The 15,917-nt window shown below is 36.2% G+C and carries 10 protein-coding genes and 1 pseudogene; 6 read left to right on the top strand and 5 right to left on the bottom strand.

Features of this window, described 5'->3' with window-relative positions; all coding sequences use genetic code 11:
* Positions 1-118 precede the first annotated feature (118 nt).
* Positions 119-1,270 carry a pentapeptide repeat-containing protein gene (locus F6K15_RS00865; RefSeq protein WP_293055923.1) on the top strand — a complete coding sequence of 384 codons (1,152 nt, stop codon included), beginning with the start codon at positions 119-121 and terminating at the stop codon, positions 1,268-1,270.
* An 890-nt stretch (positions 1,271-2,160) separates the two neighbouring features.
* Complete coding sequence (locus F6K15_RS00860; RefSeq protein WP_293055920.1) at positions 2,161-3,903, top strand: mechanosensitive ion channel family protein; 1,743 nt, start codon at positions 2,161-2,163, stop codon at positions 3,901-3,903.
* Positions 3,904-4,559: 656 nt separating this feature from the next.
* Here the strand turns inward: F6K15_RS00860 and F6K15_RS00855 are convergent.
* From F6K15_RS00855 to F6K15_RS00845, 3 genes are all read right to left on the bottom strand, one after another.
* The gene (locus tag F6K15_RS00855) at positions 4,560-5,018 is read right to left on the bottom strand and encodes an SRPBCC family protein (RefSeq protein WP_293055918.1); all 459 of its coding nucleotides are present in this window, start codon (positions 5,016-5,018) and stop codon (positions 4,560-4,562) included.
* 444 nt (positions 5,019-5,462) lie between these two features.
* Entirely contained in the window at positions 5,463-6,932 is a 1,470-nt protein-coding gene (gene zds, locus F6K15_RS00850; RefSeq protein WP_293055915.1) for a 9,9'-di-cis-zeta-carotene desaturase, read from the bottom strand.
* 261 nt (positions 6,933-7,193) lie between these two features.
* Positions 7,194-8,822, bottom strand: coding sequence for a DUF6930 domain-containing protein (locus tag F6K15_RS00845; RefSeq protein ID WP_293055912.1), 1,629 nt, complete (start codon positions 8,820-8,822; stop codon positions 7,194-7,196).
* Between the two features lie 448 nt (positions 8,823-9,270).
* Between F6K15_RS00845 and F6K15_RS00840 the strand changes: the two genes are divergently transcribed.
* The 3 genes from F6K15_RS00840 to F6K15_RS00830 all read left to right on the top strand — a co-directional run bounded on the left by F6K15_RS00840 (position 9,271) and on the right by F6K15_RS00830 (position 12,172).
* Positions 9,271-9,627 carry an iron-sulfur cluster assembly accessory protein gene (locus F6K15_RS00840; RefSeq protein ID WP_124146486.1) on the top strand — a complete coding sequence of 119 codons (357 nt, stop codon included), beginning with the start codon at positions 9,271-9,273 and terminating at the stop codon, positions 9,625-9,627.
* A 212-nt stretch (positions 9,628-9,839) separates the two neighbouring features.
* A complete protein-coding gene (locus tag F6K15_RS00835) occupies positions 9,840-10,262 on the top strand; it encodes a hypothetical protein (protein ID WP_293055898.1) in 423 nt (140 codons plus the stop codon).
* 1,691 nt (positions 10,263-11,953) lie between these two features.
* Positions 11,954-12,172: a hypothetical protein gene (locus F6K15_RS00830; RefSeq protein WP_293055895.1), complete on the top strand. Its 219-nt coding sequence runs from the start codon at positions 11,954-11,956 to the stop codon at positions 12,170-12,172.
* Between the two features lie 246 nt (positions 12,173-12,418).
* Here F6K15_RS00830 and F6K15_RS00825 read toward each other — a convergent pair.
* A pseudogene (locus F6K15_RS00825) lies at positions 12,419-12,841 on the bottom strand (DUF1731 domain-containing protein); the annotation flags it as partial.
* Between the two features lie 841 nt (positions 12,842-13,682).
* On the opposite strand from F6K15_RS00825, the gene F6K15_RS00820 reads away from it, so the two are divergent.
* Positions 13,683-14,093, top strand: a complete 411-nt coding sequence (locus F6K15_RS00820; RefSeq protein WP_293055892.1) for a nuclease A inhibitor family protein — start codon at positions 13,683-13,685, stop codon at positions 14,091-14,093.
* Positions 14,094-15,029: 936 nt separating this feature from the next.
* Here the strand turns inward: F6K15_RS00820 and F6K15_RS00815 are convergent.
* The gene (locus F6K15_RS00815; protein ID WP_293055889.1) at positions 15,030-15,839 is read right to left on the bottom strand and encodes a DNA/RNA non-specific endonuclease; all 810 of its coding nucleotides are present in this window, start codon (positions 15,837-15,839) and stop codon (positions 15,030-15,032) included.
* Between the last annotated feature and the right edge of the window lie 78 nt (positions 15,840-15,917).

Genomic DNA, 15,917 nt, shown 5'->3' with positions numbered 1-15,917 from the left:
ATCGTTATTTTACTCAAACTTTATAGTTTTGTCTGAGCGATCGCTCTAAAAATTAAACTATTATTCGTTTGGCTTTTGTAATTATAATATAGTAGTTGTTAATAATCTGAGATTTGATATGGATGCTGAGGAACTTTTGAAGCATTATAACAGTGGGGAGAGAAATTTTAGGGGTGTTGAGTTAAGCAATGCTAACTTGAGTAATGCCAATTTGAGTAGTGCTAATTTGAGTAAAGCCGACTTAGATGAAGCAGACTTGAGTAACGCCAATTTGAGTAATGTCAACTTGAGTAATGCAATTTTGTATGAAGCCAATTTGAGTGGTGCTAACTTGAGTAATGTCAACTTGAGTAATGCAATTTTGTGTGAAGCCAACTTGATGTATGCCAACTTGATGTATGCCAACTTGAGTGATGCTGGCTTAGAGGAAGCTAATTTGAGTGGTGCTAACTTGATGTATGCCAACTTGAGGTCGGTAAATCTTACGGAGGCCAACTTACATGGTGCTAACTTGATGTATGCCAACTTGTTTAGTGTCGGTACAAGGTTCCTTAGTGCCCATACAAACTTTAGTGAAGCAAATTTGAGTGATGCAAATTTGACTGGAGCTAATTTGAGTTATGCCGACTTAACTAACGCCGACTTAACTAATGCTAAACTCTCTTGTGCTTTTTTATGTGATGCCAAGCTTAGAGGTTCATACCTTGAAAATACAGAATTATGCGAAGCAAATCTATCTTGGGCTGACCTTGAAGGAGCTAACTTAACTAATGCTGATTTAACCTATGCTAATCTAGCAGGTGTAAATTTAACGAGAGCTAGATTAGATAATGCTAAAATTAAAGGTACTATGCTCGAATTATTATCATTAAATAACAGCAGGTTAAAAAATATAAAGAGAGACAATACCATTACATGGGAAAATCTGCTTTTTCGCTTTGAATCAGAAGTTAATATAGCCCAAGTACTTGACGCAAGAGGCTTACTTTTTTTTCCCAATAGTATCGCCCGTCTTACCGCAATAAACGGAAGAGAAAATCAAGAACCAGATTTTCTAATTTGCTATAAAACTGCCAAAGGACTTAAGTGGGGAATACTCGAAATTGATGGTTTATCTCATACACCTGAAAGACGAGTAAAAGAACAAGAAATAGAAAAATATTTTGAGCAGAATGGTGTGAGGGTTTATCGGTTTGACTCCCAAAAATGTTATACAGAACCAAATAAAGTTGTAGATGAATTTTTAGAACTTTTAGAAAATCAAAATTAATATCTTTCTAATAGCTATAAGAATCAAGCTAAATTATGTTTAATAGACATCTCCAATAAGAAAAAATAAAATCAATTATAGCACATAAATTATCAATTTTTTTCTCTTACTCCCTACTCTCTCTTTATCTGGATATGTCTAATGTTACAGAATGGAATGGTGCGTTACGCTATCACTAACGCACCCTACTGGACCAACACAACTACTGGAAGAGAAGATTTAAAAAAATATAGTATGGATTTTCCTGTTCGGTCGTAATTATTATGAATAATAGTACTAATAATACTGCTTGATCATCAAGTAAATGTTTCAAAAAAAACTGAGGTGTTGTTTTGAATGATTGCTTTTATTAGTGCTTCAATGATTAATTCCTGGTAAGCATTCAGCTATTAGCACTCAACTTTTAGATGTTTCATAAATAATGAATATACAGTCTCTCTCGTCCTAGTCAGTTTTTTTCCATACTTTTAATTCTCCTTAAATCTATCAATACTAATTCCTGCTCAAAAAGTAATAAATTAATAGCTGATAGCTGATAGCTGAGTGCTGAATGCTTACAATTCCTGATTACTGTATGGGGAGATAGAAAGTAGGAGATATGGGAGTATTTTTCCTAGATATATTAATTTTCATATTCTGCAAATAAGAGTCCAATCATCGGCAAATCTATGAAAAATTTATGCTCAAATTAGAAATATTTATTTAGAGAAATTCACGAATACAAAATTAATTTCTAAGTTGCATAGAATAATATTTTAATCAGAGTTGACTGTAGATCGAGATAGACAAGTTAATAAATTTCATAACTCTATGCCACCTCACGTAAAATTGGTATAATACCCAATACCTAAAACCTAATACCTAACACCTATTATTAGTGAAATAGATCAATGAAAAAAAGAAAAAAATCAATTTTTAGCCATAAATGGCAAGCATTTTGCCTAACAGTAATTGCTTGTACTCTAACGCTATGGGTCTCTCCAGTTAGTTCCCAAGAATCAGAAACAGAAATTGCAGCAACTACTACTGAAGAACCAGAAATTCCTGTCGATGAGCTGAAGCTTTTGCTTAAACCTTTGACTCAGCAGGAATTAGAAGTCGAAGCCAAAGCTTGGCAGAATTTGCTCAAAGCCAAAGTTCAGGAAATTAGCGATGCTGAAATTGCCATCAAACGCAAGAATAGGGAAACCCGAAAATCTGAAGAAGCAGTTGATGCTATAGAAAAAGCTCAAAAATCTCTTGAGGAAGCAGAAGCAGGAAAAAAGAGTGCATCTCCTAGTTCTCCAGAAGCAGAAGAAGCTGAAAAAAATCTAGAAGTGGCACAAAAAGAACTCGCCAAAGCTCAAGAAGCAGTTGAGGAAGCTGTTGAGGTTAAAAAGCAAAGTGAAGGAACTGAGGAAGCTACCCAAAATCTAGAAGTAGTAGCAGAAGCGATCCAAGATGAAGTTAGTAATACAGATAATATCGATAGTCAACAGGAATTAGCAGAGAAAGAAGAACAATTAGAAGCATTATCACAACAACTCGAAGATTCTAGTGAAGAAGCATCGGAAGTCAAGACTCAATTAGTCGTTGGTGTCACTGAGCTGCAACAGGAACAAACTGCTCTTGCCGATCGCTTTGATACTGTTTTGGATGAATTTGAGAGTAAAGGGGGCAAAGCTGAATCTTTCCGGCAATATATTGAATCTGTTAGTGGTGTCGAGATTGATGTAAGCGATACTGAAGGTTTGTGGTTAAGGATAGCTGGTTGGCTCAAATCAGAAGAAGGTGGTTTACGTTGGGGCCAAAATATTGGTATCTTTTCTGCAATTGTGGTTACTTCTGTAATTGTGGCTGCAATTTTAGGCTTTCTTACTAATAGGAGTCTGCGAATTGTAGGGGGAGTTTCTGACCCTTTGCGTCAATTATTGGTCAGAACTGTGTGGCAAACAACTGTTGGTGTTGGCGTCTTATTAGCATTGACAGCTTTGGAAATAAATCTTGGTCCAATTCTCGCCTTAGTTGGTGGTACTAGCTTCATCTTGGCATTTGCTTTACAAACCAATATTGGAAATTTGGCTAGTGGTCTAATGATTATGATCTATAACCCATTTAACGTAGGCGATGAAGTAGAATTATCTGGGACATGGGGCTACATTGATTCTATCACTCTCGCTAATACAAAAGTCAAAGGTTGGACTGGTCAGATTGTTACAATTCCCAATAACTTAGTTTTGAATAGTGTGGTGGTTAATCATAGTGCCAGAGATACTCGTCGCGTTAGTTTGCAAATTCGGGTTGGTTATAGTGAGAATTTGTCTAAAGTTGAGCAATTACTTTTGGATGTTTTTAAATCTCATCCTTTAGTATTAGACCAACCAGGACCGAGTACATTTGCATGGAAATTTGAAGAGTATTTCGTCGATCTGTATGTAGGAGGATGGACTAAAACTTCAGATTACTGGCGAGTATATAATGAAACTCTTCATCAGATTCAGGAACGATTTGTTCAAGCAGGAATAGAGATTCCTATTCCCCAGCAAGATATTCGTTTTCAAGAGTCTACCTCATTATCTTTGAAACCTCAAAAAAATAGTAATTCTGTAGTGCAATTAAGTAGCAATGGCGAGCAAAGTGACGCTAAAAGCTAACATAGGGGTCTTTCAGAAAACGGAATCCTCTTTCTGTTGATTGTTGAGCTTTATATTCTGCTAATTTTCTCAACTAAACTACTTTTAACTCCCCCGGCGGGAAGTCCCGCGCTCTCCTGGAGGGGAGCGCCGTATGGGAAAGCCGGGCGTTATAGCAATGAGCGCTCAAGTATTTACAATGTCCAGTTCAAAGTGCAGTAAGCGAAAAGGTGTACAAAAAATAATGTGTAAATATGCCAGCGCACATTGCTATATCTGTGTTGTTCTGAGGGGATTTTCTCTTTGTAGCATACATATTGTATTGTAGTATGTGCATTGATAGCTATTGACAATTACAAATAAATAGATTTTAATTGTTCTAAACACAGGGGGAGGACATCACCTCTGTATAAACAGCAGTCAGCTTTTTTTTCTGAGAGACGAATCCCGCGTTGTCGCGTTAGCGCAACGTCGGGAGTATGTCAAAGCCTCTCCTTCCTTTAAAGGAGAAAAAAGCGGTCGAGGCATGGCGAGGCCTCCTCGCTGTCCTCCAATCAACCAAGAGAAGAAAAAATTTTCACGCTCCGTGTCAATCCTCTTCTTTTCAAGAAGAGGTAATAATTAATAATTAATAATTAATAATTAATTGTTGAAAAATTACACATCCATCACTATAGTTAAATTTTTCCTTCTTCCTTCTGCTTTATAGCAACAGCATAATCACGAAATCTTTCCATATCTGCCATCAAAGTAGATTCTACTATCCTACCTAAAAATAAGTTATCCATAATCTTAATTAACCATCCTGGAACTCCATAAGCTACAGTTAACTTAACTATACTACTACCATGGCGGTCGTAGAAACGAATTGCGCCCCGGTTTGGTAAGCCATCTACAGACTCCCACTGAATAATTTGATGCTGAACTACCCTTTGTATCCGAGAAAGCCAACTAAATTGGAAATTACCACTGGCTAATTTCCATTGAGATAAATCAGGATTATCTTCCAAAACTTTAACAGATTCTATCCACTTCATCCATTGAGGCATTTGTTCTAAATCTGACCAAAGATTCCATACTAAATCAATTGGAACAGCTACCTCTATTTGTACGCTATGTTCTAGCCAATTAGTCATTTCAGTTATCAGTTATCAGTTATTAGTTATTAGTTATCAGTTATTAGTACCTCTACCTGTTTTCAAGGAGAGATAATTAGGGTTTGCTTATGGAAAGTTTTTTGGTAGGGGTAGGAACCCACCCCTCGCCCCTCCCCCTCCCAGGAGGGGAAGACAGGAGACAACCCACTCCCTAGCCCCTCCGGTGGAGGGAAATACAGGAGAAATGGAAATTATAGAGGAGATAGTCGTAAAAATTGTAAGAGTGATTTTTCTGCCATAATCATCCCAAAATACTAGCATGCATGAGCTTTTTAGACCGAAAAAAGGCGCACTTTTTAAAGGCAAAAAAAGGCAGCAAACCAATATCTGTCAGTGCTTTGATATTTAATCAGCAAGCCCTAATTATTAATTATTAATTATTAATTATTAATTATTAATTATTAAACTCTCCCCCACTTAATTTTAACTAGCGGTCACTGGAGTTCGCCCCAAAATATGTTCCACATTTGCCAAAATTTTCTGAGCAGCTTGCTTTCCAGAAATAGTTGCCCCCTCCATACTGTCAATATAATCCTGTTGAGTATAACTACCTGCCAGAAAAAAGTTAGGCACTGGTGTTTGCTGGTTAGGGCGATATAAGTCCATACCAGGAGCTTCCCGATACAAAGACTGAGCCAATTTCACCACACTATACCAAGTCATATTTAATTCCCGTGAGGAAGGAAACAATTCATGGACTTGCTTTAAGACATGATGAGCGATCGCCTCATTATTCTCCTTAATAAAAGGGTCTCCTGGTGTTAACACCAACTGTAATAAAGAACCTTGTCCTTGTCGATAATAATCTCCTGGACTTGTTAATGCTAAATCCGCAAAACAGGAAAAGTCCGCATCTGGAGTATAAAGTAAATTATCAAGACCAGCAGCACGATCTAATTGTTCACGTTGGTTTTTATCGTGTAACTCTGTCACCCAACCATCAAACCTAAGCTGTACCGTTGCTACTGGTACTGCATCTAATTTATAGATTTTGTCAAATTCTGGCCATTTGCGCCAAGTTTCAGGCAAAATGCGCTGAATACCCGGTACATCACAGGCAAACACATAAGCATCAGCAGTAATAGTTTCTTCAGTCTCCCCACTAGCGACAACTATCCCACTGACACGAGTTTCCCCATAATTCTCCGTAAACTGAATTTCTCTGACTCGTCTCCTGGTATAAATTTTTGTCCCCCTGGCCTCCAAATATTCAACAATTGGTTTGTGGAGATATTCGTAAGGAGACCCTTCCAACATCCGCAGCACCGATGCTTCTGTTTTAGCAGCAAATAATTGGAATATTGTCAACATACATCGAGCAGAAATATTATCTGCATCAATAAATCCTAGAGCGTAGGCAATAGGGTTCCACATTCTCTTGATACTTCCATCAGACCCACCTTGGCCACGAAACCATTCTCCAAAACTAACTTTATCCAAATCGCGAATAGTTTTCATCGCCCCATCAAAATCTACCAACCCTCTAACTATGGGACTTGTGCCTAGAGCGATCGCATTTTGTAGCTTATCTTGCACAGATAACTGAGATGTGGTAAAGAAAGCTTTTAAGCCATTAAAAGGCGCTCCAGTCAAAAAGCGAAAATCTAGCGAACCTGTTTTACCCCCCTTATTGATAAAATTGTGAGTATGTTCTTTGAGGCGGAGATTCTCAAAAGCTCCTACTTTTTTCATTAATTCAAACAATTGGTAGTAGCAACCAAAGAAAACGTGCAAACCCATCTCTACATGATTTCCATCCCCATCTACCCAACTACCAACTTTGCCCCCAACAAACGGGCGAGATTCAAAAATTTCTACTTGATGTCCAGCATCGGCCAATTCTACGGCTGTGGCCATGCCTGCTAATCCTGCACCTGCGATCGCGACTCGCATTATTTACTTCCTTACTCATTTTTTTTACAATTCTTAATAATTCTACCTCCAAATTTTCACTTTTGACTTACAGCAGAAGAAAGAAGGAAGAAGGAAAAGTATTACGTTGTCTGAGTTTTAATCTTTTGACCTGTCCTAGCCTTTGCTTCGACTGCTATAACTAGCTACTAGCTATCAGCTATCAGCCTAAAAAGGTAGTGCTTATGTAATGGTATGTGTTTACGGAGCTGACCGCTAAAATGCTGAAATGCTGATAGCTATTTAAAAAGATACTGGCATTAATTGTAATGGCCCTATCCCCAATTCTTGAGTTGAGAGAAAGCGCACCTCAAACAAAGCCATCATATCCTTAAAATCTGGTTGACCACGAGAAGCGCCTGTAATACCCCTAGCAATAATTAAACCACACCAACCATCAGTAGCCTGGCAACGCTTGTCCCATTTTTGTTTAGCTTTCTTGTGTGCTGGGTCATTCTGCACAAATTCACCAAATAAATGAAGCACACCATCATGAGTTTTAAATATGCCCAAATCGTAGCTTGTTTCTTCCATGGGGTCTTCTCCTATGTTAAACCCGATACCATGAAGTCCTTGAGCTTCTTGTAAATCATCTATCAATTTAGTTGCTTTTGGCAGAGAAGTTTGAATCAAAACTATTGGTAAACCTTCTCCTAATGATTTAATATCTACTTCCGCTGCCTGGTATAGTTTGGTATTGTCTCGTAGATATGCCACTGTATCCCAAGGTACCACTCCTAAACTCAAGAAAGAATTAGCCGGGACCAAATCATTCTTCAGCATGGGCATTTCAATTTCTAATTCTTCATCTCCCTCAAGATCGGCCTCGGCAGCCATTTCATATAATTCTTCTGCCACTTCTGGCATTGTAGCCACTTTGACTGAAATTACTTGTTCAGATTCTGGTATAGGGATACGGTAGCGACTATTGATGCTAGGAAACTTATTACCTGTAATCTTTTTGCGGTAAGAACGTAAAAAACGATGGAGTGCCTCTATCGCCACTAATGTTGTAACTGCTTCTTCTTCATATAGAACAGACCTTAAACCTTCTAGAGGATGTAGATTACCAAAATTGGGCTTAATTTCTGATGCAGATAAATTTTGGAGGTCGATCTCCTCGCTCTCATCGTCTTCTTCTTGAAAATTGTCGTAAGTGATAAACAAACAATCTTGTCCCAAAAAAGCTTCTTCTAAATTTTCATAAGATTTTTCATAAGCTACTCGTTGCCGAAACCTTTTGAGAGAATCTAAAGAACGATATAGTAAAATGCCATAGTCCATACCTAACTTACCTAAGACACAGACGTAGAGATTTTTGATATCCCATTGATTAAGTTCTATGGAAATAATTTGATGCTCTCCTAATATTTCCCATGGCGCATCATCCCAAACTTGATATGCTTTTTCAACTAAAGCTTCCGCATACTCAGGAGGTAAGTTAGGAGGACGATTTTCTGCTACTTCCTGTAGTCCTTGAAATATTTCATCAATTAGAGGTAAATCTGGGACATAATCAATGGTAATTCCTAGGTCTTGTAAAACTCCCCTCAGAAAAAATTGAATTTCTCGGTCTTTGACTACTATTTTTTGGGGTCTAATTGCTGGAGCTGGACTTTGAGGATTTTCCATTGCTCGCAGCAGTGTCCGAACAATTGCTTCTGGGCCAATGTCTGATGTTACCATGTCCATTGCTCGTACCATTCCATGGGAGCCATCGACCCAGAGAATACATTCATTTGTTGTCTCTGCCTCTAACTCTGGGGTAGAGCTTGAGTCTGAGTATATAGGGCGACGATCGCCTTCCCACACACTTGGAACTTGTTGTAATTTTTGTAACCTACGAATTGTTGAAGGATTAAGAGCTGCCATAGACTAAGCCTGTAAAAGTGAAGCAATTGGTAAATATTCTTTCCTTGTTGCATTAAGCCATATGATTAATGTATTTTGATATACATTTTTCTCTATACAGCTTTGCTAATGTGACGGGAATTTTATTTTCTACTATCTTAATGACTGCTCAGAGCAATTGAGCGATGAATCATAATTAACATAAAAATATATAGACTTACTATATAATTCTCTATCTATAATTTTGATCATTTTAACATTATTAACGACAGTCTTTAAGTTTTTGATACCTATATATTAAAGTATGAAACCACAATAAGGCCAGATTTTTAAAAATGATGATTTTTTACTGAGGATACTATTCAAAAAGTATAGTTACAATCTTTATCTAGAAATATAAATATGAAATAGAATAAAATAGTAAGGAATTACTATTTTAAAGTAATAGTACAAGGAGCTAGAAAGAAAAATGACACAAGCTACTCAGTCTCAGCAAAAAGGTATAATGATGAGCGAAGCTGCTTTAGCTCAGGTTAATTCTCTGAGAGAGAAAGAAGGGAAAGACCTGTGCCTCAGAGTAGGGGTGCGTCAAGGTGGATGTTCTGGAATGTCCTATATGATGGATTTTGCTGACCCTAATACTATTAGAGAAGATGATGAAGTTTATGATTATGATGGATTTAAGGTGGTTTGCGATCGCAAGAGTATTCTATATCTCTACGGTTTAGTACTTGACTATAGTAATGCTTTAATTGGGGGTGGGTTTCAATTTAGTAATCCCAATGCAACTCAAACCTGTGGTTGTGGTAGTTCCTTTTCTGCCTAAAATTAATCAAATCAAATTATATTTGTGAGAAGCTATCTAGGTCTAGTATTCCCTAGAACTTCTGTAAATACAACTGCTTAATAATAGGCAAACTAGAGAGTAGGGGTACAGTATTGATTGTGCCCCTATCCTATGTAAATTGATTATATTAATGTACAATCTTAAACTTACTTATTGTCATTAATTTTTTCAACTAGAAAATATCGAATATTATGACTCAGACACCTGAAGAATTATATCAAGAAGGATTAGAAAGATATAAAGCTGGAGAAGAAGCCAAAACGTTAATTCCAGTATTTAAAGATATTACAAATCGTTCTCCTAAAAGTAGTAGTAGTTGGATAAGTTTATCATGGTTATATCTATTAGAGAAAAAACCTAAATCAGCTTACAAAGCAGCAAAGACAGGAGTTAAACTTAATCCAGACGATCCACAAGGGAGAATTAATTTAGCTTTAGCAATGCTGGAAATGGGAGAAAAGGGTGTAAGAATTCATGTAGAAAGGGCACAGCAAATGATTATGGCTGACTCAGATTGGCTGGAGGAAATTAAAGGTAATATTCAGGATGGTTTTGAGAGAAGAGCTGATTGGCCTAGTTTGAGTCGAGTTAAGAGTTGGTTATTCGATGTTTAATTGAAGAAGGCAGCTATTCTGAAGGGAAAATTGCTTATGGATAGTCAACGATCGGCCACTCCGTGTCTACAAACCCCAAGCAATTTTAAGCACTCCCATTGACGGTGGGGTATTAAACCCGCATTCATAAAAGATAAATTAAATAATTGCTATAGCAATCCTCATACTGATAGGAAACAGGGAACAAATAAATAAAGAAGAAAAATCATATCTCATAATTCCGAAACACACTATCTACTATCTATATAGTATAGTTATTTAGATTGTGTATAAAATTTCCTGGAATTAGGGCATAGTTATATTAGTAAGGGTTTCAGACTTTATTCTCTATATTCTGGGTTTCGCTATGGTTCTACATGAATTGCTATAGTTTTTCTAGATGAGATGGAAAACTAGATTGTCATTCTTTAATTACCTGTTATACCAAATTGAAATGAAGCTGCATAGAATAATATTTAAAGCATAATTGACCATAGGTAAGCGTAGATAAATATAGATCGATTTAATGAATTTCATCATTCTATGCAACCTCATATAAAACTGGTATTACTTTGATCAAGGTAAGCTTTTTTTTGAAGCATTTTATTATCTATTTATAGCAGTTGAAGGAAAGGGCGCGGACATATCAAAAGCTTAAAACTCAGACAAAGCAATATTTTTTCAACTTCGGTCTTTTCTTCTTACTTATTTCTTCTGCTATCACACCTCAAATGTCAAATATATACTATAAATAAACAGTGTTATAAAATCCATAAACTTCTAAGATATAGCAATCTTATTTGAGTTGTGAGATATTGTAAATTTTAGGGAATAGGTAATAGCGGTGCGACCCCGCGACGACTACAGTAGCAAGGGGTCGAGGGATGGCGAGGTTCCCTTGCCATATCCATAAGACCAAGAGAGGGAACGCACACCAAGAGAGGAAATAGGCAACAGGGAATAATCAACACCAAAGCAATAAAATTATCACAAAAGCTAATAACTAGATGTTGATAACTGTATAGATTAAGCAAAACAGTAAAAGCTATTTTTCAAAGATATAGAACTCGCATAAATGGTCAACATTAAATCTTTTTTCCTTTCCCTAATTCAACTACTCCTCACTTATTTAAGAAGCATAAATATATAAGTTTAAAAAACTTAATAATTCATATAGAAACTTTATGAAATATCCAAGAAAATCATGTTATGATTTTTAGAACTTTAAGAGATTACTTAATCGTTGTAAATTGAGAAAATCCCATAAGAGCATCTAGCTCTAGGAACTACCTCTAAACGATCTAGCGAAAACTTGAAGAATGCTAATTTTGGCATTACGTAAAATTTCAGCTAAACCTTGACTTCCTAAAGATATTTACCCAAATAATATCATAAAGTTGTCTGCATAAATGAGGATAGGGGCAAATTATCTGTACAACCCTAAGACATAGATAAAATGTCTTAGTTAATAGCCTATTATGAGCTACAAAAATTGCTGAAAGTCAAACAATAACAAACACTAAGCAATAAAAAAATGAATAGGTAGTTAAAGCACAAATAAATTCAGAAAAAGATGTTTAGAGTGTGAGGCTGTACCTAGTATATACACAAGCAAGTCTGGGAAAACTTAACCACTTGTTTAGTCTTTAGTAAAAGTCTCTATTGAGAGAGTGAAACCTAATTTTTAGATAATACAAAGGAGTTGAAATACAATGACAATTAATAACAACAATAAAGAAGTTAGTTTAAAGCCAGAAACTCGTAATCACAAAGGATTTTTTATACAGCAAGGAGATTATAAACTAATGAGCATAGATGAGTCTGGTTGGGCTTTAATTTGCCTAGATGACGCAGTATGTCATTATGTTGATCCAGATAACTTGGAACAAGTTAAAGAATTAATGAAAGAATCCGTAACTGCTCAGAAATAAAGATTTTAACTACCTATAGGTTTAAAAATTATTCGATAGAGCTGCCTTGAAATTTAAGGCAGCTTGATTTTTTTTTAACTCCCATAGCGGGAAGTCCCGCACTCTCCTGTAAGAGACGGGATGATAGCCATCCATTTTATAATAGAAAACAAACAGGGGGAGGGCATGACCTGGTGTATAAACCGCAACTCTTTTTTGAGTTGAAGAATCCCGTGGTGTTGTCTATGTGTACCGCCGGGAGTTATGTCAAGGAGCTAAAATATTTTTCAGAGCAGACTTAGCAGTTGGATATTGATACTCAAAGCCAGAAGCTTGAGTCTGTTTTGGTAAGACCTTTTGACCTTCCAATACCACCACCGCACCATCTCCTAATAACAATTCAATGGCAAAATCTGGCACAGGTAACCAAGAAGGTCGATTTAAAGCTAATCCTAAATCTTGACAAAATTCTCCCATTCGTACAGGATTAGGAGAAGTACCATTGAAATTACCTTCTATTTCTGGGTGGCGCAGAGAATGTAAAATCAAACCAACCAAATCATCAATATGTACCCAAGAAAACCATTGCTTACCACTACCAATAGGTCCACCAGCAAATAACTTAAACGGAGTGAGCATTTTTGAGACAGTACCCCCCATACCCAGTACAATACCAATCCGCAAAATAACTTTATTATTGAAGTGCTTCAGCGGATGATAGTTTTCTCTGCTTTGATTGTGTGAGTATGCCTTCTATATGTATTCAGTCAGGATATGCTGTTTTTGGGTTGAATAAAAAGTCATGCGTAGGTACGAGTAACACCCAATAATTACATACTACTATGATTTTTTTGAGGATGCAAGGGGAAAATCCTTGCCGTTTTTTTGGTGCTTCACAAGATGGTGTCTTGCATTTGTGAAGATAGCGTTGGCGGAGCAAGTGCGTTAGTTACATCGCTTCTGCATGAGTCAATGTATGGATGTGTTGATGGGGTGAAAATTTTTCGGTGTCGCTACTTCTTGTCATTTCTTTATTATTGAAGTGCTTCAGCGGATGATAGTTTTCTCTGCTTTGATTGTGTGAGTATGCCTTCTATATGTATTCAGTCAGGATATGCTGTTTTTGGGTTGAATAAAAAGTCATGCGTAGGTACGAATAACACCCAATAATTACATACTACTATGATTTTTTTGAGAATGCAAGGGGAAAATCCTTGCCGTTTTTTTGGTGCTTCACAGGATGATAATTTTCTGGATTTGTGAATATTGCGTTAGCAAAGCAACTGCGGTAGCTACATCGCTTCTAGATGAGTAAATATATGGCGTTGCATAGAGTGGGGGATGAATTTTAGGCTCTCGAACACAGGAAGTATAAAAAACACGCGCATGGGATGTACCTTCTCCCAAAAGTTTCATCCCGCCCCTCAGCAACACCTATTATTGATGTGTTGGCCTATGGGGAGGTAAACAAGGATTAGATATTTCACCTCAATAGTCTATAAATGTATTAGTAATTTGAGCATTAATTACAATGGCTTTAACTAATTTAGAAATTTTTGAGCAATTAGATGAAGTGGTAAAAGGTTTACTATGGATGAGTGAATCTGATTATCCTTTTGAAGTTTTTATTTGGGAATTTGGAGAGAGAATTTCATTAAATAATGAAATTGTTTTGAAAATTACTAAACATTCTCTAGAGACTACAGTTAAAGTAATAGAATTTGAAGTTTTTTTTAGATTGGTAATTACAGCAAAAGATTGGCATAACGCACAAGAGTCTGAAGTGGTAAGGAAATATCAAAAACTTGTCAGTATCATGAAGCAATATTTGAGTGATTTAAAGGTTTATAAGGTGGGTGAGGTTAGAAAAGATGTTTATATAGTTGGTAAGACAAATACAGGAGATTATGCAGGTGTAGCTACAGTTTCTATTGAAACTTGAATTTAGGAAAAAATGATTAGAGATAGGTAGTTTCTAGGAGAAGAAGAAAGAAGAAAGAAGGAAGAGGGAAGAAGGAAGAAGGTTTAAAAGCCTGAAAAAACTTCAATTTCTTCTAGATATTCACCCTTGGGCTTACACAAACTATTGCCTTCGGAGATGATATTATCTGGGATAGTCTGAGTAAAGTACATCTAAAACTTAACTCAAATTTTTTTGATGTACATTACCTATTTAGGGTTTGCTGAAAAAGTCTTTTTGTTGGGGAAGGAGACAGGAGACAACCCACCCCTAACCCCTCCCAGGAGGGGAAGACAGGAGAAATGGGAATGTAGAGGAGGTAGGAGGAATTATTGTCCCAAGATTGTTCTGCCATAATCGCCCCAAAATACTAGCATGCATGAGCTTGAGCAACCGAAAAGCTTGCACTTTTTCAAGGCAAAAAAAGGCAGCAAACCAATATCAGTCAATGCTTTGATATTTAATCAGCAAGCCCTATTTAAAATGTCTACATATAAGATTTTGAGAATTTTTTAGTATGGGAAAGTTAATTTCAAATTAGGCAATTTTTTTCTACAGATAAAATTTTTGGCAACAGAAAAAAATTATAATTTACAGCACAGGAAAGAGTTGGTTAAAACGTAGACTAATAATGCTCAATAGACAGGGAAATATTTTTACTACTTTTGCCTATTTTCTTTTATCTTATCTAGTTTAACAACTTATCTGGAAACTATATATATACTCGAAATTTTTGGTAGTGGTAAACAAGTAATAGTAGTGGTAAACAAGTAATAACTTTACAGATTACCTCCTGAACATCAAAAGGATTTACTAATCAATATCCTGAGATATTTAGGACTACCAAAATTTTTAATTTACAACCTACAACCTACTAGCTTATTAAAGTAAATTTTGAACCTATTAATTTTAACTTATCTATTGGTTATCAACTCTGCTTTCAATTACATCTTGAATTTCTTTAGGAATTTTTGAAAGAAAATCATAACCAGTAGCTGCTTCAATTTTATCGACTGAAACTCGGTAAGCTTTCCAGTCACTTCTAATCCCATTGAAATTAGGCATATCTACTGCAATAACTCTGGTATTTTTATTAACTCCTCTCACTCCAGAACCAGGTTTTACTACTACTATAATTTTCCATGTACTATTAGGAATAGTTACTTTACCTCCGGCAAGAGTTGCTTTTTTTCTGTATCCTCCAGCAATAATATAAAGTTCATTTCCTTGTTGTACAAGTTCGCGGGAATATTGTTCTAATCCCCGCCAAGTTACACGATTATTATCTGGACTCTGAGGAATTATATTTGTCATTAAAAATGTGGCTGAATTATCTTTTTCATTAGCGGTACGGTCTGCGGAAGGAATTAAATGTCCTCGGTCATAACCACTATTTCGATAATCACTAGGTCTGACCTGATACCAGTCTTCAGGTAAACTATTATCAGGGCGAAAATCATCCTGTCTTTCTACATTTCCTAGCCAAGATTTATTCAGTTGCCAACTTACCCAATTAGCTGTTCCTTTATCTCGGTTATATGACAATACATATTGAGGTTTTTCTATTAAATAATTATCCGTATTTTCGATAGAAGATATGGCATTACTTGGATTTCCTAGAGTTATATGAACTTTAGGAGAAGGTTTTAACAGTAGAGAACATCCACTGGCAAGTGTAAGTAAAAGTATTGTGATTAAAATAGTAAGTTTTTTTGGTGAAATTAACATTTGTTTGGTCGATCAATAAAAATTTTTTTTCTGAAAGATAGACTTGAGCAGGGGAGTGAGGGAGTAGGGGAGTAGGGG

The organism is Okeania sp. SIO2B3, assembly GCF_010672525.1.
Taxonomy (GTDB): Bacteria; Cyanobacteriota; Cyanobacteriia; order Cyanobacteriales; family Microcoleaceae; genus Okeania.
The sequence above is the reverse complement of the archived record's forward strand: the minus strand, read 5'-3'. Positions and strand labels throughout refer to the sequence as shown.